Source organism: Fibrella aquatilis, from assembly GCF_017353255.1.
In the GTDB taxonomy this organism is placed as follows: domain Bacteria; phylum Bacteroidota; class Bacteroidia; order Cytophagales; family Spirosomataceae; genus Fibrella; species Fibrella aquatilis.
Map to the genome: position 1 here is coordinate 87,112 of NZ_JAFMYU010000012.1, position 21,200 is coordinate 108,311.

The 21,200-nt window shown below is 53.9% G+C and carries 11 protein-coding genes; 7 read left to right on the forward strand and 4 right to left on the reverse strand.

The annotated features are described in order from the left end of the window. Positions 1–239: 239 nt before the first annotated feature. Positions 240–1,472: a DUF8457 domain-containing protein gene (locus J2I48_RS15555; RefSeq protein ID WP_207336388.1), complete on the reverse strand. Its 1,233-nt coding sequence runs from the start codon at positions 1,470–1,472 to the stop codon at positions 240–242. Between the two features lie 255 nt (positions 1,473–1,727). Here J2I48_RS15555 and J2I48_RS15560 point away from each other — a divergent pair, with 255 nt between their 5' ends. Then, positions 1,728–2,339: a thymidine kinase gene (locus tag J2I48_RS15560; RefSeq protein ID WP_207336389.1), complete on the forward strand. Its 612-nt coding sequence runs from the start codon at positions 1,728–1,730 to the stop codon at positions 2,337–2,339. Positions 2,340–2,361: 22 nt separating this feature from the next. Here J2I48_RS15560 and miaA read toward each other — a convergent pair whose 3' ends face one another. Continuing rightward, on the reverse strand, positions 2,362–3,291 hold the full coding sequence (gene miaA, locus J2I48_RS15565) for a tRNA (adenosine(37)-N6)-dimethylallyltransferase MiaA (protein WP_207336390.1): 930 nt from the start codon (positions 3,289–3,291) through the stop codon (positions 2,362–2,364). Positions 3,292–3,499: 208 nt separating this feature from the next. Here miaA and J2I48_RS15570 point away from each other — a divergent pair, with 208 nt between their 5' ends. From J2I48_RS15570 to J2I48_RS15580, 3 genes are all read left to right on the forward strand, one after another. Next, positions 3,500–6,178, forward strand: coding sequence for a bifunctional YncE family protein/alkaline phosphatase family protein (locus J2I48_RS15570; RefSeq protein WP_207336391.1), 2,679 nt, complete (start codon positions 3,500–3,502; stop codon positions 6,176–6,178). Positions 6,179–6,518: 340 nt separating this feature from the next. Continuing rightward, positions 6,519–9,683, forward strand: coding sequence for a SusC/RagA family TonB-linked outer membrane protein (locus tag J2I48_RS15575; RefSeq protein ID WP_207336392.1), 3,165 nt, complete (start codon positions 6,519–6,521; stop codon positions 9,681–9,683). 15 nt (positions 9,684–9,698) lie between these two features. Further along, positions 9,699–11,270 (forward strand): RagB/SusD family nutrient uptake outer membrane protein, encoded by a 1,572-nt coding sequence (locus J2I48_RS15580; RefSeq protein WP_207336393.1) that lies wholly within the window; start codon positions 9,699–9,701, stop codon positions 11,268–11,270. 51 nt (positions 11,271–11,321) lie between these two features. Here the strand turns inward: J2I48_RS15580 and J2I48_RS15585 are convergent, their stop codons facing one another. Continuing rightward, complete coding sequence (locus tag J2I48_RS15585) at positions 11,322–12,764, reverse strand: DASH family cryptochrome (RefSeq protein WP_207336394.1); 1,443 nt, start codon at positions 12,762–12,764, stop codon at positions 11,322–11,324. Between the two features lie 173 nt (positions 12,765–12,937). Here J2I48_RS15585 and J2I48_RS15590 point away from each other — a divergent pair, with 173 nt between their 5' ends. From J2I48_RS15590 to J2I48_RS15600, 3 genes are all read left to right on the forward strand, one after another. Then, a complete protein-coding gene (locus tag J2I48_RS15590; protein ID WP_207336395.1) occupies positions 12,938–14,308 on the forward strand; it encodes an OmpA family protein in 1,371 nt (456 codons plus the stop codon). 338 nt (positions 14,309–14,646) lie between these two features. Beyond that, positions 14,647–18,267, forward strand: coding sequence for a DEAD/DEAH box helicase (locus J2I48_RS15595; RefSeq protein WP_207336396.1), 3,621 nt, complete (start codon positions 14,647–14,649; stop codon positions 18,265–18,267). Beyond that, a complete protein-coding gene (locus J2I48_RS15600) occupies positions 18,242–19,102 on the forward strand; it encodes a hypothetical protein (protein WP_207336397.1) in 861 nt (286 codons plus the stop codon). Before J2I48_RS15595 ends, J2I48_RS15600 begins: the two co-directional genes overlap by 26 nt. 6 nt (positions 19,103–19,108) lie before the next feature. Here the strand turns inward: J2I48_RS15600 and J2I48_RS15605 are convergent, their stop codons facing one another. After that, a complete protein-coding gene (locus J2I48_RS15605; RefSeq protein WP_207336398.1) occupies positions 19,109–21,016 on the reverse strand; it encodes an amidophosphoribosyltransferase in 1,908 nt (635 codons plus the stop codon). Between the last annotated feature and the right edge of the window lie 184 nt (positions 21,017–21,200).

The window sequence follows — 21,200 nt, forward strand, 5'->3', positions numbered from 1 at the left end:
GTGTTTTTTGGTCGTCAAAAATAGCACACAACTCGTAAATAAACGCGCTTTTTGGTACAGGTCCTAAAAGTAGCGCATAACAAAATAGGCTACTGTCAAAAACACACAATATACTGTTTGTCAGACGATTAGTAAGCTGCTTCTATGTAATCCTGTCGGCAAACAATACAAAATACGCCACACGCATGTTGTATTGTTTATCTCCCGCAGTTTGTATTGGCGCAACATCTATTTTTTCGTTAAAACCGACGCTTCAGAATTTCTACCAGTTCGCTTACCTCGTCGCTGTCCATGTTCCACATAAACTGGTTGGCGTAGCGGTATGAGATCAGGTCGAGGGCCTGCCCGTAGCTGGTCATTTGGTCGAGCTCGGCGAGGGCCTCGTTGTAGGCGTCGACGTTGCCGTTGAAGAGCTGGTTGATGAACCGGAACTTCTGGTTGAGCGAAATACTGCGCGACAAACTGCCCGTGCTCACTTTCTGGAGCGTATCATTCAGCGTAGCCACCGTTTCCGTTTCGGGCAGCAGGGCCGATGATCCCGCTGATACCGACAGCGACGGTGCACTAGACTCGGCGCTCACAATGTTGGGCACGTTGTTAGGTCCCGTCACCGCACTGCTCGACGCTTCGGGGTCGGCATCGGCGAAGGAAATGCCCGATGGCTGCTCTTCATCTACGGGCTGGGGCACGGGCATGGGCAGGGCTGGGGCGGGTGGTGGCGTAGGGGCGGCAGGCGCGGGAGCCTCAGCTACGGGGCGGGCGGCCAACAGTGGGGGTTTGGGTGGGTCTTCGTCCAGATCGAAAAACGACTTCGCCGCCGTCGACTGGTAGTTGTCCAGCGTTTGGCCGCGCAGCAAACTGGCCAGGTCGACGGCCACTTTTTCCGAGAACATAGCCACGTATTTGTCGGGTCGTTCCAACTCCTGCGCCCGCCCGCTCAGGATCTCGTCGAGGTAGCCAAGTGCCTGATTGACATACACAAACGGGCGACCGTTCATCTTCTGTTCCAGGGCCAGCGGCACAAATTTGTTCACCTGCGTGTAGCGCGTAATGTGCTTGAGGCTGTCGGCGGTGAGGGTGAAATCGGGTTGGTTGCGGAGCAGGTCGTCGTAGTAGTAGCGGGGGTCGAAGAGGGCCACCAGGGTGCGGCGGCTGGCATCGGCCAGGAGGGGTTCGAGGTGTTCGCGGCGCACGGCAATATGCTGCGATACCACATTCATAAACGCCCGCAAACCTTCTTCTACTTCGGGGTTGCTAAAGTCGAAGTAGGGGCTGCGAAACCGCTCCACTTCACCTTTCCACTTGTCGAATAAACTGCTGACAACGAATAAGTTAACCTGTTGAATAGGCGTCAGGTTCAGAATTTGTTTACCCGAAATGGTGGGGTGAGCATGGTAAAAATCAGCCGCGACGCGCCGGGCGTATGACTTGCTGTATTCGTTGAGGGCGTTGGAATTGAACTTGTTCGACATTGGTAAAAGTCTTTGCCTGTAAAGATATTGATTTCAGCCAACGTCGTAGATTTACGCCCTTAAATTTAAGCCAAAGGCGATTTTAAGGATTCACGAGCGGTCCGCCGCGGTTACGATTTGTGGCTGTCGCAAGCGTACTCTAGCCGCACCGGAATGCTGGTGGTGCGGCCGGGCCACAAATGGCATTCCGACCACGGCGGACCGGTCAGCAACAAATCGTAATTCGTAAATCGTACCTCGTAAATCCCTACTTTCTTGTTTATCGAACCTGCCCGCCGCCGCGAACCACCCCACCTCCGAACCGGATGGATTGAACTCATTTGTGGTTCTATGTTTTCGGGGAAAACAGAAGAACTGATTCGGCGGCTCAACCGCGCCCGCATTGCCAAACTCAACGTGGGCATTGTGAAACCCAGCCTCGATACCCGCTACGACGTCAACGACATTGTCTCGCACAACGCCTCGGTAATTCCCTCAACGCCCGTTGCCACCGCCGCTGAAATCCTGTCACTAGTGACTGACTGTGAAGTAGTTGGTATCGACGAAGCCCAGTTTTTCGACAGTGCCATCGTAGACGTTTGCCAGCAACTCGCCGACGGTGGTAAGCGCGTGATCGTGGCCGGCCTCGACATGGACTTTTCGGGTAAACCCTTCGGCTGCATCCCGCAGTTGATGGCCATTGCTGAATTCGTGACCAAAGTCCATGCCATCTGCGTAGTCTGCGGCGACGTGGCCCACTATTCCTATCGCCTCGTGCCCTCGCAGGAGCGCGTCCTCCTCGGCGAAACCGATTCCTACGAAGCCCGCTGCCGCCGCTGCTTCAACCTCGGCCCAAATGCGGTGGGCAAAGAGTGGGTGTATGAGTGATTTACGATGTACGACTGACGAGTTACGATTTGTTGCTGACGCCAGCGTAAACATGCTCTGGCGTCAGCAACAAATCGTAATTCGTCAGTCGTACATCGTAAATCCACTGTACGTTCATTCCTTCCCGCTCCAGCTTTCTGAAAAACGTCATCTGGCGTTTGGCGAACTGATGAATGGCGGTTTCCAGCTGCGTAACCACCTCGTTATATGTGAGTTGACTTTGCAGATATTCAGTCACGAATTTGTATTCGAGGCCGTAAAAGATCAGCTTTTCGGGCGAAATTCCCTGGCCTAGCAGGCGCTGTACTTCCTCCATCAGGCCATGCTGAAGGCGGTCGCGGAGGCGGCGGCTGATGCGCTCACGACGAACAGCCACGGGTGGGTCGAGGCCAATGACGCGGTAGGGCGGCAACGGCGGGCGGGGGGCGGGTTGTGCATCGGGATGTTCATTCAGGTACTGCCCAATCTCGATGGCACGGATCAGGCGTTTGCGCGTCGAGGTATCGGCGAGGGGTGAATAGGGCGAGGGGTTTTGGGTAAATAAATCCCGCAACGCGCTGTCTGTCAATGGTTCCAACCGGGCGCGAAGGTCGGCGTTGGTGGGCACGGCGAGCATGGCCGTGGGACGGAGAGCCGCTTCGATATACATACCCGATCCCCCGCACAGAATGGGCGTTTTGCCCCGACTCAGAATATCCTGCAACGCCCGATCAAAATCTTGCTGATACCGAAACACGTTATAGTCGTCGCCCGCGTCTACGATATCGATGAGGTGGTACGGAATCACCTGACCGTCAACAACATACTCGGCCAAATCTTTACCCGTGCCGATGTCCATACCCCGGTACACCTGCCGCGAGTCGGCGCTGATGATCTCGCCGTTATGCTGCTGGGCCAGCTGTACCGCGAGGCGCGTTTTGCCACTTGCCGTAGGGCCGATGATAACAAGCATTGATGAAAGGGCTAGTGTGGTCATTGGTCATTTCGCTACGCGCCCCGGGCTAATGACCGCGCAGCGAAATGACCAATGACCTAATACAGCGCAAAGATGGCCGATTTATAAGCAAGGCAGCGTGATTACGTGACGTTGTGTCTAGCTTCGCGCCGGATATCAAAATCAGAAGCCAACGCAAACAGGAGAACGCTAACTAGAATTGTCAATGCTACTCAACAAAAGTCTTATAATCAGTCTGTTAGTTGTTCTATCGTTGCCCCTACTGGCTCAGAAAAAGACACCCCGCTCAGCCCGGCTCAACCCCTACCGCCACGCCGCCGACAGCCGTACCCTGGCTGATACCCTGCCCCTGATGATGCCCTACAACCGCCTCATCAACGCAGCCGGTGCGGCCCTCACCTTTGGCGACTCCAGGCTGGAAAACCACGCGCTGGATGTAGCGGCCATGCCCGGCACACAGCTGGTGGTAGTTGAAGATCGGTATGGGGTGGCGGTGCTGGACCGGGCCACGCAGAAGATTACCTACCGCTGGAGTCTGCGCGACAATGCCGCTACAAAAGGCATGATGAGCACATTTTCAGGCATTGAGGCGGTGGTTTTTCGGGAGAAAACGTACCTGATCTGGGGAGCCTCGGAGCGCGAAAAAGGCAAGTCGGGCGTGGTGGTGGCCACCTGGGCGGGGGGTAAGATTGAGACCGTCGACGTGATCGCTTTTGCGCCCGTGGCTCCTTCGCCGCTGGCCCTGCCCAACGACGTGGCCGTGCAGGTGGAAGGCGATGAAGCTTTTTTATACGTAGCCCTGAACGGCAACAACCAACTTGCCAAAGTGCGGTTATCAGACCGCCAAACCGTCTGGACGGCCTCTGTGGGTGTGGCTCCCTACGGCGTGGCGCTGGCGGCAGGACGGGTGTTCGTGACCAACTGGGCAGGACCGGTGCCTGTGGTTGACTCGACGGGGGCAACCAGTCAGGCCGAAACGGCGGGCGTACCCTGGGGGCAGGCCTACATTGACCCTCGCACGGGGGCCATGTCGCGCGGAACGGTGTCGGTCATCGATCAGGCAACAGGGCGGGCAGAGGCCGAAATAAGGGTCGGACTGCATCCAAACGCGATTTTAGGCAGTGCCGACGGCAAAGCCTTGTACGTGGCCAACGGCAACAGCGACTATGTTTCGGTCATTGACCCGCAAACGCGGCAGGTGACAGACTCCATCTTCGTAGGCCTGTTCGACACCACCAAACAATACGTCGGCAGCACTCCCAACGCCCTGGCACTCGACTCGGCGGGCACCACGCTATACGTAGCCAACGGGCTTGATAATGCCGTGGCGGTGGTGTCGTTGACCGGGCCAAAAACGGCCAATCGGGTGCGCGGCTATATACCTACGCAGGCCTACCCGGCGGGGCTAATTTTACTAGACAACCAATTGATCGTCTGTAATTTAGAAGGCAACGGTGCTCGTGCATTGACGCCCGTTGAGCAAGGCGGGCAGGGCCGAAACCCGCGCATTAGTCAGGATGCCTACACCGCCCACCGGCAACTGGCTACGGTCTCGATGATTCCCCTGCCAACCGATGCCCAATTGCCTGCCTACACCGAACGTGTTCGGCAGTTGAGCCTGCAATTCCGGCTGGCGCTGGCGGCGCGGCTGCCCCGCCCCGGCATTCGGCCCCGGCCCGTACCAGAGCGTATTGGCGAGCCGTCGGTGTTCAAGCATGTGGTGTACATCATCAAAGAAAACCGCACCTATGACCAGGTCCTGGGCGACATGCCCGAAGGCCGCGGGATGCCCTCGCTCTGTGTCTTTGGCGACAGCATCACGCCCAATCAGCACCGGCTGGCGCGGGAATTTTTGCTGCTCGATAACTACTACGCCTCCGGGAAATCATCGGCCGAGGGGCACCATTGGGTCGACGCTGGCATGGTGACAGACTACACCGAAAAGAGCGTTCGGGCCTGGTTCCGCTCCTACCCGCACGTGCTGTATGATGCGCTGGTGTACAACAAAAATGGCCTGATCTGGAACAACGCCCTCGACCATGGTAAATCGGTACGCATTTATGGCGAAGCCTGCACCTGCCTCTTCGACAAGAAACAGTACAACTGGCAGAAGCTCTACCAGCTGCGCGAAGCCGGACAGCCGTTTTCCTACACCAATACCACCACCATCTCGCGGGTACGGCCCATCCTGGCCCCGAACTTCCCCGGCTGCGACGACGAGATCATCAACGACCAAATGCGGGCCGACGCCTTCATCCGCGAGCTAAACGAGACCGCCGCCAAACCCGGTGACACCTGGCCCAACCTGATGGTGATGTCGCTACCCAACGACCACACATCGGGCCTGAGTCCGGCCTTTCCCACACCCCGCGCTATGGTGGCCGACAATGACCTGGCCGTGGGGCGCATTGTGGAAGCGATTCAAAAAAGCCGTTTTGGGGCCAATACGGTCATTTTCATCACCGAAGACGACTCGCAGGCGGGTTGGGATCATATCTCGGCCTACCGCACCACGGGCTTTGTGATCAGTCCCTATTCACGCTTGAAACGCACCGTCACAACCAACTACAACCAGACGTCGATGCTGCGGACGATTGAGCAGATTTTGGGCCTGCCGCCCATGAACGTGATCGACGCCACGGCCCAGCCCATGTTCGATTGCTTCGGCGACCAACCCAATTTGGCCACCTATGCGGCCCTGCCCAACCGAGTGCCCCTCAACGAAATGAACAAACCCCTAACGGCCCTGCGCGGCAAGGCCAGACAATACGCCCGCGAGTCGATGGAGCAGGCCGAGGAGGGTATCGACACCGGCGAAGACGCCAAGACTAACCAGATTCTTTGGTTCTGGGCGCGGGGCAATAAGCCCTATCCAAGAAAGTAATACTACATAACAGGGCCACTACAACGCCCCAACTAATGCGGCACTAAAGCCAGGCAGGCTGTGGACACATTTTCTGTAAAACAATAGAGTGTATAAATACTCAATCAGCTTTGAGTATAATTCATTATCAGTTAGTTACGATTATTCGATAATCCATTTTTTCCGATTTTACTGAGAAGTATATCCGGTGGATCTGCGCACTTTTAATCACTAATTAATGCCTATTCATCTTAGCTTTTCTTTAAAACGGACTTGGAAAAGTCCTTCATGAATTATGCACAATTCTACGTTATCCAGTTGGAGGAACAGAGCGCCCAGGGCACGGACCACCCGGTTGCTGATGCTACTCATCACGGTCTGCATAAGGCTGACCTACGCCCACGCTTCGGTCGGTGTCACACCACCCACCTACCCCAGCGCAGTGATGCTTGACCGAACCATTTCGGGGCGCGTTGTCGATGAAAACAGGCAGGGGTTGCCGGGCGTGAGCATTGTACTAAAAAACACCACGCGCGGGGCCATCACCGATGCCCAGGGGCAATATAAGCTCGACATTCCCGATGCCGGGGCCACGCTCGTCTTCTCATTTGTGGGCTACGTGGCGCAGGAGATCGAAGTAGGTACACAGACAACGGTAAACGTGACGCTGGTTACTGACAACAAGCAACTGACGGAGGTAGTCGTTATCGGCTACGGTACCGCCCGCAAGTCAGACCTGACCGGTTCGGTGTCGAGCATCAAGGCCGACCAGATTCAGGAACGGCCCGCACCGTCGCTCAACCAGGCCTTAGCGGGGCGCATGGCCGGGGTACAGGTGAACACCAATTCGGGGCGGCCCGGTGGGCGCACTACGGTGCGCATCAGGGGCTTTAGCTCCATCAACTCGTCGAACAACCCGCTTTATGTAGTAGATGGTGTGCAATTGCCGGTGGGTAACCAGAACCAGTTTACCACAGCCATCGACTACATCAACCCTAACGACATTGTATCGGTGGAGGTGCTGAAAGATGCCTCATCGACAGCCATCTATGGGGCACGGGGTGCCAACGGCGTGATCCTGATTACGACCAAAAAAGGCAAAGCAGGTGAAGGCCGTATCTCGTACAACGTCGACGCGAGCATACCCACCATTGGCCCAAACCGGCCTCAGGTGCTCAACGCCAAAGAGTACCTGGCGGTGGAGGATCTGGCCTACGCCAATATTGCCAAGTATGACCCGGCGGGCTGGGCTAGTGGCAAGTACGCCAACCTGAACCCCAAAACCCGGCGTGAAGCCTTCCGGACACTCCACCCCGACGTATTTGATGCTAACCTGAACCCGCTCTACGACACAGACTGGTACAAAGAAGCCACCCAAAACAGGCCCTCGCAAAATCACCAGCTCAACTTCAGCGGCGGCAACGAACGTACTCAGTATTCGCTCTCGGTGGGTTACCGCGACGACCAGGGACTACTGAAAACATCGTACCTGAAACGCTATTCGGGTCGGTTCACCATTGACGACCAGGTGAAGCCGTGGCTGAAACTGAGCGGTACGCTGAGCTACAACAACCAGGGAGAAAACCTGGTCGACATCAACGACGCGGTGCCCCGGCAGATCGTGGAGGACTTCCCGTTTCTGCCCGTAACCTACCCCGACGGCACTTATGCCAACAACCGCGACTATCCGCAGGCTGAAGGCTCGTTTAGCTCTGTTCACCGGCTCATGGGCCGGAAGTACATCCTCAATACCCAGACCATCACGGGTAGCCTGGCGTCCAACATCACCTTCGCCAAGGGGCTGTACCTGCGCTCTATCGTAGGGACCAACGTGCTGACGCAGGAGAATAACCAGGTCACAACCAGAACGCTGGACATTGGTGGGCAGGGTAACGCCGCCGTGAGCAACCGCCGCGACAGCTTCTGGTCGTTCGAGAATTTTTTGAACTACGACCGGCAGTTTGGTGGTCGGCACTCCATCACGGGCCTGTTGGGTATTTCGTGGCAGGCGCAGACTATCTTCGGCATCAATGCCAACGTGCGCACCTTCGCCACCGACTATTTCGAGTATAACAACCTCGGCGCGGCGGCAGTATTGGGCGGCATTGGGTCGTTCGCGCAGCGCGAGGCGTTCAACTCCTATTTTGGTCGCTTTAATTACAGCCTCGACGAGAAGTATCTGTTTACCGTAACGGGCCGGGCCGACGGGTCGAGCAAGTTTGGGGAGAATAACAAGTTTGCCTTTTTTCCCTCAGCAGCCGTGGCCTGGCGTGTATCGGAAGAGCCATTTCTGAAAAATAATCAGGTGATCTCGAACCTGAAAGTTCGGGCGAGCTACGGCCTCACGGGTAACTCGGAGATTCCGCCCTACACCTCGCTGCCGCTGATTAGCTCAACCTACGCTACCATTTTCAACGATGCGCGGGTGGCAGGCACAGGTATTGCCCGCTTGGCTAACCCCGACCTGCGCTGGGAAAAAACGGCCCAAAACGACGTAGGCGTCGAGCTGAGCCTGTTTAAAGGACGCATTGGGCTGGAAGCCGACTACTATTACCGCAAAACCACCGACATGCTGCTCGATGCCCCCGTGCCGCAGACGAGCGGGTATGCCACGATTCGCCGCAATGTGGGGTCAATGGAAAACAAAGGCATCGAACTGACCCTGAACACAGTCAACGTGCAGACGCCCAACCTGACCTGGACCTCCTCGTTCAACATTTCGATGAACCGCAACAAAGTACTGTCGCTGGCCACACCGTCGGATATTTTTGGGGTGGGCGGACCTAATTTCATTAACCAGACCAACATCATTCGCATTGGTGAGCCGGTAGGGTCGTTCTGGGGTCTTACGCGCCTGGGCGTCTGGAGCGAAGCCGAGAAAGAAGAGGCCGCCAAGTTCCGCAGCTATCGCAATAACCTGACAATTCTGCCCGGCGACCTCAAGTACCTCGACGTAGACGGCGACAAGGCCATTACCGACGCTGACCGCAGCATTATTGGCAACGGCAGTCCCAAATCATGGGGGGCATTTACGAACACGGTCAGGTACAAAAACATCGATCTAACGCTGGAATTGCAGTATTCATATGGCAACCAGATCCTGGACATGTCGCTGCATTCCAGCGAAGACCGGCAGTCGATTGCCAACAGCTACAAGACGGTGCTGGGGGCCTGGACGCCCACCAATCAGGGGTCGCAGATTGCCGAAATTCGGGAAACGCGGGCAGGCTACGTCACCAACGTAGATAGCCATTGGGTAAAAGACGGATCGTTTGTACGGGGCCGCAACCTGCTGCTGGGCTACACATTCCCCGCCGAGCTAACCAACCGGCTGAAGATGAGTCGGTTCCGGGTATATGCCACGGCGCAGAACTTTTTCCTGGTAGTGGATAAAGCCGTTCAAGGCGACCCTGAGATAACCCCCACTAACCAGGGCGACGGCAGCAGCGCATTCTCGCAGGGTCAATTCTGGCACAGCTACCCCCGCCCCACTACCTACCTCGTAGGCCTGCAAATTGGCCTTTAAACACCAGACATGACCATGACACTTTCCATACACAAAAAGCTGAGTACGTTGCTGCTGGGAACTACCCTGCTGCTGGGCCCCACGAGCTGCTCTGATTTTCTGAGCGAAACCGCCCCCTCGAACCTAACGGCCAGTGAATTCTATACCCTCCCCGACCATGCCGAGGCCGCCATTGCGTCGGTCTATGCCGATTTGCGGTTTGTAGGCAACGGTAACGGAATTTTCTCGTCGAACTGGCAGTTGCTGGAAGCCCTGACGGGTACAACCACGACCGAAACGGCCCAAAACTCAGACCTCAACAACCTCTATTCGCTGGTGCAGGATGGCAACACGGGCCACGTAGTAGCCTGGTGGAATGGCCTCTACCGGGTTATTGCGCAGGCTAACCTGGTGCTCGACAAGGTGCCGGGGATCACTATGCCAGCCACGCAGAAAGCCAAAATCCTGGCCGAAGCGCGTTTCCTGCGGGCGTGGGCCTACCTGCACGCCGTGCGGCTCTGGGGTGATATTCCGCTCATTACCAAGCCGCAGGCTATCTATTCCGACGATTTCCAGCCAACCCGTGCGCCACAGGCACAGGTCTATGATTTGATCGTGGCCGATATGGTTGAGGCTGAAAAACTGGCTACCACGGCCAACCTGCCCTGGATCGATGGGTCGGGCCGGGTGGGCATGGGGGCTATCAAAGCGCAGTTGGCGCGGGCATACCTGACCATGGCGGGCTTTCCGCTCAGCAAAGGAGCCAGTCACTACAAACTGGCTGCTGACAAGGCGTTTGAGATTATCACCTACGCCAACGCCAACCCCGGCGTGATCAACTTGTTTCCAACCTACCTGGAGGTGCACCGCGAAAACCTGGAAAACCGGATCGAACACCTGTTTTCGCTTCAGTATAACACCGCGGTAGCCGCTAACCCGATGGACAATATGTACCCCAACTTTCAGGCCGTCACGTATGCCGGACAAGGCGGCACGGGCAGTACCGTGCCGACGTCGTCTTTCTACGAGTCGTTTGAGGCGGGCGATCTGCGGACAAAGGATCAGGAGGGCTGGTTCTACACGACCTATTTCACCAATGGCAACGGTGCCAGATTTAACCTGGGCAAGCCTTACATTTTCAAGCACTTCAACGTCATCGCCAACGGTACGTCGGGCGTGGCTGGTACGCGCCTCAATAACCTGAACGTGCCCCAGATTCGCTATGCCGAGGTGCTGCTCCTATTTGCCGAAGCCCAAAACGAGTTGGGTGCGCCCACGCAGGCGGCCTACGATGCCTACAAGCGCATCCGTGACCGAGCCAAGCTAACCACACCCGCCCTGAGTACGTTCTCGCAGGCGAGCTTCCGCGAGGCCGTCTGGCGCGAACGCTGGTGGGAACTGTGCTTTGAGCAGATCACCTGGTATGACATGGTCCGGCTGCGGAAAGTGTTCAACGAGAAGACCAAAGGCTTCGACAATTTCGTGGGCCACGTCAACCTTAATTCTAACGCGACCCTCCAGGAAAAGCACCTGCTGCTACCCATTCCAAGGCAGGAACTGCTCAACAACCCGAACCTGAAAGACCAGAATCCGGGCTACCCGAAGTAGAAGGGTCATAAGCCGTACCCGAAGAAGTGAGTAGTAGGCAGTGCTTGCTGCTCACTTCTTCATCCACTTGGCGGGGTTCACTATTGGCATGGGGTAATCTTCGCCGAGGGCCACGTCGTAGTCGGTTTGTTGCTGCCGGGTCAGGGTCGAGACTACCTGTATTTTGTCGGCGGGGACGTTGGCCAGTTCGGGGAGCCAGTGTTTTACATAGTCGCCGCGTTCGTCGTAGCGGCTGGCCTGAGTCAGGATATTAAAGTAGCGGTCTTCGCGGGGGTCATTGCCCACGCCCGCCACGTAGTTCCAGTTGCCCCAGTTACTACAAGGGTCATAATCGACTAATAAACTCTCGAAATAAGCCGCACCCCAGGTCCAGTCGATGCCCAGGTCTTTGACCAGAAAGCTACCCACGTTTTGCCGACCCCGGTTGCTCATAAAGCCCGTGTGGTTCAGCTCGCGCATGTTGGCGTCGATGAAGGGAATGCCCGTTTCGCCCTCGGCCCAGCGTTGAAAGAGGTCGAAATCGCGCCGCCAGTGTTTTTGCAGGTCGTGCTTGATACCGCTTGGTTTGAATAGCCGCGTCCCGAATTTGAGGGCTACAAACCGGAAAAAGTCGCGCCAGATCAGCTCGAAAATAAGCCAGTAGGTCGAGTCGTTGGCGATGCGTTCCTGCTCATAGCGTTTCACTTCGTGGAAAACAAAGCGCGGCGACAGGCAGCCGTGCGCCAGCCAGGCCGAAAACTTGCTCGAATAGTCTTCGCCCAGCATACCATTGCGGGTGTCTTTGTAGGTGCGGATCAGGTCTTTCTCCCACAAGTACCGCTCCAGCCGGGCCACCGCCGCGGTTTCGCCGCCTTTGAATGGCACTGCCGCCCGCACGTCGCTTTTCAGCGCATTGTCGAACCCAAACGTGCTCAGCGTGGGCATGTCGCCAGAGTCAACATCGTCGGGGAGTTGAAGGGCATCGGGCGTGGGCACCAACTCACGCACAGGGGCGTACTTCTCCACCCGATTCCGAAACTGGGTAAATATGTCGGGCAGTTTAGCCACGCCAAACGGCAAATCGCGGACATGGTAAAGGGTGCTGGTCCAGAAAAACTCAATGTCGATGTTGAGCGGTTTCAGCCGTTTGGACAGGGCCGATTCTACGTCGGTTTCTTCGGAGGTCACTTCCTTGCTGGCGTAGATGGCCTGTGCGTCGATGGTTTCGGCCAAGTCGGCCAGAATTTGGGACGGCTCACCTACCCGGATAATCAGGTCGGCCCCGCGGGCGCGGAGGCTGGCCCGCAGGTCGGCCACGCATTCGATGAGGAAATTGGTGCGGAAAATACCCGTCTTTTTCACCCCGATGGCGGCCAGTTCACGGAACTGCCGGGGGTCGAATACATAAACGGGTAGCACCTGGGTAGCGTCTTCACAGGCAGCAGCAAAACCGGCATTGTCGTGCAGGCGAAGGTCATTTCGGAACCAGTACAGGATACGGTTGTGGGTAGGCATAACGGGTGTTATAAGCTATGTATGCTCAACCTGGTCAGGTCCGAAATGTTGCGATTATGATACCATAAGTGGCCAAACAATACATCCTGCTACCGCTTGCTCATCAACAAATCACAACATACAGTTATAGCCTTTACTTTTAGCTACTACAATTTACTAACTACCAGACTCTTATGAGAATCCTTACCTGCCTATGCTTTAGTCTAGTTTGTTTCGTCGGCCGTGCTCAGGTGCGCATCTACGATCCCGCCCGCACCGTAGAGCGCAGCGTGGAATACCGCGCCAACAGTCGGGTGAACCAGAGCATAGACCGGGGGCTGGACAAAGTGGAGGAAGGCATCATCAACGCGTTTAAGAAGAAGCCCGCTAAGCCCCAGCCGCAAAACCAAAACGGCCAAACCAGCACCACCGACGCCGACAACCCACCCGCCGACGATACCTACGCCCGCCCCGGCAACAACCGGACCTCCTCGACCAACGCCAGTGAGGCACCTACCACGCTGAAAGCCTACAGCCGGTTCGACTTTGTGCCGGGCGAAAAACTCCTTGTGGCCGACGATTTCATGCAGGATGCCGTGGGCGATTTTCCGGCCAAATGGAACGCCACCGGATCAGGCGAGATCGTGACCATCGAAGGTGTACCGGGGCATTGGCTGGCCCTGGGCAAGAAAGGGCAATACCTGCCCGAATACATCAGCAACCTGCCCGACAACTTCACGCTCCAGTTCGATCTGGCCTGCTCCAATCCCTTCAATTTCTATTCAACAAGCCTGCATACAGCCTTTGCGGCCCTGAAAAATCCGGCCAAAGAGTTTGCCGGCTGGGGCGTTTTCAAGCATAACATCGGCACGGGCACGTCGGTATCTATGCACCCCATGGCGGCAGGTGCCAAATCGGGCAGCAGCCACGTCGAAGTGTTTGAAAACGGCGAACGAACCATGAATAACGACCTGTTGGTGAACCAGTTCTGGGCGGGCGGACGCAACCTGGTGAAGGTGTCGGTGTGGCGGCAACGGCAGCGGCTGCGCGTGTATGTAAACGAAGAAAAGATCTGGGACCTGCCCCGTGCGTTCCTACCCGACGTGGCCTATAACTCAGTAGTGTTTGCCCTGGGCGACATGCACCGGCCCGAAGACAGCTATTACCTGGGCAACCTGCGCCTGGCCGTGGGGGCACCCGACACCCGCAACAAACTCGTGACCGAGGGCAAGTTCGTGACGAGGGGCATCCTCTTCAACGTAGGGCAGGCCACGATCAAACCCGAATCGTTTGGTGCGCTGAAAGACATTGCCAACGTGCTCACCGAAAACGCCGACCTGCGGGTGCTCATTGTGGGCCATACCGATGCCGATGGCGACGATGCCACCAACCTGACCCTATCCAAACGCCGCGCCGAGGCCGTTAAGGCCGCGCTGAGCAGTGATTTCGGCATCAACGCCAGCCGCCTCACCACCGACGGTAAAGGCGAAACCCAGCCCGCCACGCCCAACACCACCCCCGAAGGCAAAGCCAACAACCGCCGCGTCGAGTTCATCAAACAGTGAGGGATTGCCCCAGCGGGGCAAAAGAGCGCAGCGTCGGTAGAGACGACACGGCATCAACATCAAAAGTCCCGTCAGGGACGAGACATCGTAGCAGCAGGTACAACCCAACGCTCCGTTGTCTCGTCCCTGACGGGACTTTTGATGTTGATGGCGTGTCGTCTCTACCGACGCTGCGCTCTTACGTCCCTGACGGGACGACAAATAACATCAATACGCCCTGACCACTTTGCCTTCCATGAAGTTGACGAAGGCGCGGTTAACGCTGAAAGTAGATTATTAACAATCAGGGTTAAATAACCTTACTTTTAGGAAACTCTTGTTTAAACGTTGTGGAAAGAATGAGTGCTAAGGCATTTACGGCTAGTTATAACCGTACCAATCCTAATTTTATCATTCAGAACCTGCCTAGTAACTACGTAACAGACGTTTTTACACCGACAATTTGTGTTCTCAAAAATCTGCTTCAACGTGGTAAACCAACTGGTCTGAGCCAGTTTCTTGAAGGCAGGTTAGGGAGTGATGCTCAAGACCAAAATCAGTTCGCACTCATCGACAGCGACCTACCTAATTGGGAGCGAACCATTCGGGGCGATGAGAAAAACGACTTTTATCCAGCCCGCGATTTCTACGAAACCATCATTCCCGGCTACCTGCCTGAGTACGCATTTATCAGGTCATTGATCTTACCAGAGGCGTTCATCAGCGACATAATACCCGAAAGCGATACAGACAAGTTCACCCAGCAGCAAGTTGATTTTTACCTTCCGCAGGCGTTTGTCGTCATCGAAATTGACGGTAGTCAGCACAAAGAGTCCGCGCAACAGTGGGATGACCAACAACGCGATACCTATCTGCAAGCACACGGGGTCAAGGTCATTCGTTTTGTCGTAGCTGACCTACTGGCAAAAAATGAAGCGTTTGCCAAAAGCATCAGCGACTTGTGTCAGCGGCTGGCTGAACACGAAAGTCGGCTCAGGCAATACCGCCTTAATGCCGCAATGCCACTTACCGAACAGCCCAAAAGAAAGCTCCAGTTGGCCGCCATCATGCGGTTTCAATTACTCATGCTGGAGTTGTTGCACCGGGGGGAAATCCGCCTGACCGATAAGCAATGGCGGTTTAATCTGCGTGAACATGACGCCACCGACTTTGCTAAACTTGCCCTCGATGATCTGTTTATCTGGTTCGGGCATCTGCTCAAACTCCAGGCTCCCCACAAAGTTGGCAAAACATACAAACTGAGATTTGATCCCGAACTGCGCCCTGCCTACATCATTAATCCGGTGGCTATTAGGGAAGCCTTTCCCGCAGATAATGGCATTAACATCGACTTTAGTGTTCTAAAACGGTGGACCGACGAAGCCGATACCAACTCCAACACGCTCTTTGTACGTACCGATTACATCGATGAGTACCACGCGGTTATAGGTAAGCAGCTTAGTTGTCCCCTTCTTACCAATCATTTCCGGGTTAGCACAGCCTCGCCGGTTCAGTACCATATCGTTTATGAGGGCAAACACAAAAACGAAAACAGTCTGGATTTTTTCCTGAAAAACCTCTTCGACTACCCCAAATTCAGATCGGGCCAACTTGGCATCATTGCCAACGCCCTGAATCTGCGCACCACCATTGGTTTATTGCCGACCGGCAGCGGCAAATCGATTTGTTTTCAACTGCCTGCGCTGCTTCAGCCAGCCCTCAGCTTTGTGGTTTGCCCCATTAAAGCCCTGATGCGTGATCAGGCACAGGATTTACAGAAAGCGGGCATCAACCAGATTGCTTACATCAATAGTGAGTTGAGTGCTACAGAGAAAGCACGGGCTCAACAACAATTTGGCGAGGGCCGCTATTTCTTCGTCTTTGTTTCGCCCGAACGGTTTCAAAGTCAAACCTTCCGCGATGCGCTTACAGCAGCCTATGCCGAAAACCCAATTGCCTACGGAGTGATTGACGAAGCTCATTGCCTGTCGGAATGGGGCCACGACTTCCGCACGTCTTACCTGAATTTAATCAAAACCATCAAGTCGCATTGTCCCGCCGCTACGCTAGTGGGTTTAACAGCCACGGCCTCACTAAACGTACTCAAAGATTTAAAGGCTGAAATGGGCGTTGATGACAGCAACGACGTTAAAACATTACCCGATTATGGCCGCGAGGAGTTGACATTTGAAGTTATCGACGATGGAGGAAAGAAACTAGACTATTTGACCAAACGACTAAAATTATATCAGGGGAAATCGTTAGGAAATTCTCAACGAGAAACTGCGGGCGAACTGAGCGATAAATTTGGTTGTGGCTTAATTTTTACCCCGAATGTGAACGGCGGAAAGGGGTGTTACAGCGTTGCCAATAGCCTGGCAACTACACTCAATGAAACTGTTAAATGGTACGCTGGTAGCATACCGACAATCACCAGTTATAGCAAAAACAGCGAAGGACAGTCTAAAAAAGAAGTGAGGGGCATTATGGCCGAGTCAGAATTTGATATTTATAAGCAGAACGTTCAGGACGAATATAAGAAGAATGGATTTTCGTTGATGGTTGCTACCAAAGCATTTGGCATGGGTATTAACAAACCCAATATTCGCATCACGGCACACTATGGTTTACCTGCATCAATGGAATCGTTATATCAGGAAGCAGGTCGGGCCGGGCGTGATAAAGGCGACGCAAATTGCCTAATATTCTTAACGAAAGAGAGATACCCTGATGTAATCAGTACAATTCTATCGAAGGATACGTTTTTGGAAGATATCAAATCAGCGTGTGATAATTTAGGACCAGAAGAACAATTTGACGTGTTTTCTCAATTATTTTTACTTACTAATGGATTAGGCACTGTACTTGATGACGTAAAAGACCTCAAAGAATTAACTCTGAAATTAATTGATAATCAAGATAAAGGAAGTATAGTTATTAGAGTCGACGGAGAAACTAATGCGGGTAAAACCGAAAAAGCAATATACAGGCTCATGCTGCTTGGACTAGTAGAAGACTGGACAGTTACCTGGAAATTCCCCGGCAGAACTTTTAAGGTCATTCTCAAGCCCGAATGGAACGCTGAGTACTGTCAGAAAGCACTTATGGAGCACATAGTGAAGTATGAACCTGATTTTCAGCTTAACCAATTCGCAAAACAATACCCGGCCTATTTCGCGAATTACGACGCTGATAAGTTTAACCAAAAAGTACTAAAACTATATATGAAAGTACTGGTTGTCTGGACGTATGTCAGCATCGTAGCCAATCGAAAACAGTCGCTTAAAACGGTTTACGAAAACTGCCTGAAAGAAGTGGAAGGCCATTACAAACCGGGTGAATTTAAGCGGGCGCTAGAAGATTATTTTAAGTTCGATGATGTCAGCTACGTGCTACAAGGAATCTCTGAACAAACACTTATCGACCTTACTGTCAAGCAGATACAAAGTTGGTTCTATAATTTCTTCCGGTTTACTGCCCCAGCGCGTTCATCGCTATCGACGGACAAAACCCGTTCTCTGATTCCAACGGATGAAGTAGAGTTCGGCAAAAGCCGTTTCATTTTAACAGATGAGATTAAAACAATGCAGGCGCAACTAAGCCGTGTTCTGGAAGCTCGCGGAAATAACACTGGCTTAAATATGATGAGTGGCCTAGTACGAGCATTAAATGACGATTACGAAGACAATGACGGACGCGTTCGTTTTGAAGAAGCTTTGAGTGCATTAAAGCAGACAAATATTGTGAACACTTTCTTCATCGGATGTCAGCGCGTAGCTAGTCATATCGCAAACAGAGAGGGGCGATATGAAATAGCGCAATCCATCCTCCGTGTCTTTCCTGACCAGCAAAAACATATTGAACAATGGGCCGACAGCCTGCAACTTCCCGAACTATTATTCACTGACTATCGGCAGCGACTAAACCAAATCAAACGCCTTAATCGGCAACTACATGAGCAAACTACACGAGTTAGATAAGCTAATCGGCGAATTTGAAAACGAATTAGTCCTGACTAAATCAATTAATCAGTTGGCTACCCGTTTGCAGCAAGAAAGTCGGGATCAGTCGGGCAAGCTCAACGAAGCACGGGAGCAATTGATAGCTACGTCTTCTTCACTTATAAAGGCAACTCAGAAGTTCAATGAGATTAGCTTTACGTCTGCCTCATCTACCAAAGAACAACTTGACAATTTAGAAAAGCAACAGAACGAAGGTAGAATCCAACTAAGCAAACAGTCAACCGACCAATTCAACAAATCGCGTGATCAGCAAGACAAGAATTTCGTTGAACTGTCTAACAACGTAAAAACAAAAATGGATGGCTATCATTTGGAAAATAGACATTTCATTACTCATCAAAAAGAGGCGCATAAGCAATTAAACGACCATCTCGATAAGTCGCTCAGTCAACAGAATAAACAGTTAGATAACCACTCAAACATTGTACAAATAAAACTGGATGATCAACAATTAGTATTTAAGCGGTTTGGTGAGCAACAAAACGAAGCAGTCAAGCAGCAAAATAGATTGTTTACTGACCAGTTCAGCGAACTTCATATTCGGCAAAACAAGCACTTTGTTGACCTGTCAGGCACCATACAAACGAGACTGGATAATCACCGTTCGGAGATCAGGCAGATCGTTGAACGCGAGGTGGAGAAACTCAGTAGCCTGTTTGTTGGAAGAGTAGGTGAATTGGAGACGACCCTCCAAAGTCAAAGTAAGACCCTGAAAATTCTGTCGTACACGGCCATCGTGCAAACAATATTGATCTCGTTTGCAGTGGTAGCTAAGGTGCTGCGTTGGTGGTGAGCATGTCTAATACGCCCGGACCACTTTGCCTTCCATGAAGTTGACGAAGGCCTTATTCACCACTTTATTGCCGCCGGGGGTGGGGTAGTTGCCCGTAAAATACCAGTCGCCGGAGTGGTTGGGGCAGGCCATGTGCAGGTTCTCAACGGTTTGGTAGATCACCGCTACTTCGGCTTTCAGGTCTACTACGTCGTTGCGGCGGGGGGTGATGATATCGGCTACTTTGCGCGAAATCTCGTCGTGGGTGAAGGGGGCAAACAGTGCCTTCACGTAGTTCTCCTGCATGGCATTACCCGACTCAATAGCCGCCACCGCCTGGGCATACACCTCGTCGGCGATGTGGTTCAGGCCGCGCTCATTCAGCAGTTGTAGCACCGCCCGGAAGGCCACAAAATCTTTCACCTTCGACATGTCGATACCGTAGCAGTCGGGGAAGCGAATCTGCGGGGCCGACGATACGATCACAATTTTTTTGGGTTCCAGCCGGTCCAGCATCCGCAAGATGCTCTTTTCCAGCGTGGTGCCGCGCACGATGGAATCGTCGACCACCACCAGGGTGTCTACGCCTTTTTTAATAACCTCGTAGGTCGTGTCATACACGTTAGCCACCATCTCGTCGCGGTGGGCATCGTCGGTGATGAAGGTGCGGAGCTTGACGTCTTTAGACACCAGCTTTTCTATCCGGGGGCGGAACGAGAGCACCCGTTCCAGGTCCTGCTCGAACAGAATACCCTCCATGATGGCCTTCTTGCGCTGCTTGGCCAGGTATTCTTCAATACCTTCCACCATACCGAAAAAAGCGGTTTCGGCGGTGTTCGGGATGTAGCTGAAAACTGTGTTTTCGAGGTCGTAGTTGACTTCCTCCAGAATCTGCGGCACCAGCAACCGGCCCAGTTTTTTGCGTTCGTTATAAATATCGGGGTCGGTGGCGCGGGAGAAATAAATGCGCTCGAAACTGCACGACCGCTTCTCGATGGGCTTAATGAACTCGTATTCGCCATATTCGCCGTACTTATCGATAACCAACGCATGACCGGGTTTAACTTCCTGTATCTCAGAATACTCGACATTAAACGCCGTTTTGATGGCGGGCTTTTCTGAGGCCACCACCACCACTTCATCGTCGGCGTAATAATAGGCGGGGCGGATACCGGCGGGGTCGCGGGCCACAAACGAGGCCCCAAAACCGGTCATACCCACCATGGCATAGCCCCCGTCGAAATCGCGACACGAGCGGTGCAGTACGCGCTGCAAATCGAGGTTGTCTTCAATGATGTCTGAGAGGTCAGGGTTTTCGTAAATACCCTTAAACCGGTCGAACACGCGCTGATTTTCTTCGTCGAGAAAGTGCCCGATTTTTTCCATCACCGTCACTGTGTCGACAAAGTCTTTGGGGTGCTGCCCCAACGACACCAGCTTGTTGAACAACTCATCGACGTTGGTCATGTTGAAATTACCCGCCATGACCAGGTTGCGACTGCGCCAGTTGCTTTGGCGGAGCATGGGGTGACAGTTTTCAATGTCGTTGGCCCCGTGGGTACCGTAGCGCAGGTGGCCCATCCAGACTTCGCCGGTGAAGGCTACGTTTTCCTGGAGCCATTTGGCATCATTGGCGCGGTCTTTATTTTTCTTCAGCGCCTTACTAAACTTCTTGTTGATCTTGCCAAACACGTCGGCCACGGGCTGATTTTCGACGGACCGGTAGCGGCTGATGTATCGATGGCCGGGCGGCACGTCGAGCTTGATGTTGGCGACGCCTGCCCCATCCTGACCCCGGTTCACCTGCTTTTCCATCAGCAAAAACAGCTTATTGGCCGCGTAGAGGGGTGTTCCGTATTTGTCGATGTAGTACTGGTAGGGCTTGCGAAGGCGTAGCAGCACAATGCCGCACTCGTGTTTAATGGCGTCGCTCATAAGAAGCTTTACCCGTTTGGCACTGGCGCAAACCAGCGCAGTTGGAAGTGTACGTAAGCAGAGGGGTAACGCCGCCACCCCCCAGAATCGTTCGGAACGGCGGTGGTGTAAAGGTAGAAGAAAAAGGAGGAAAGGAGGAAAGAGAGGAAAGGAGGAGGGTGCTGACGCAGGCATATTACTCTAG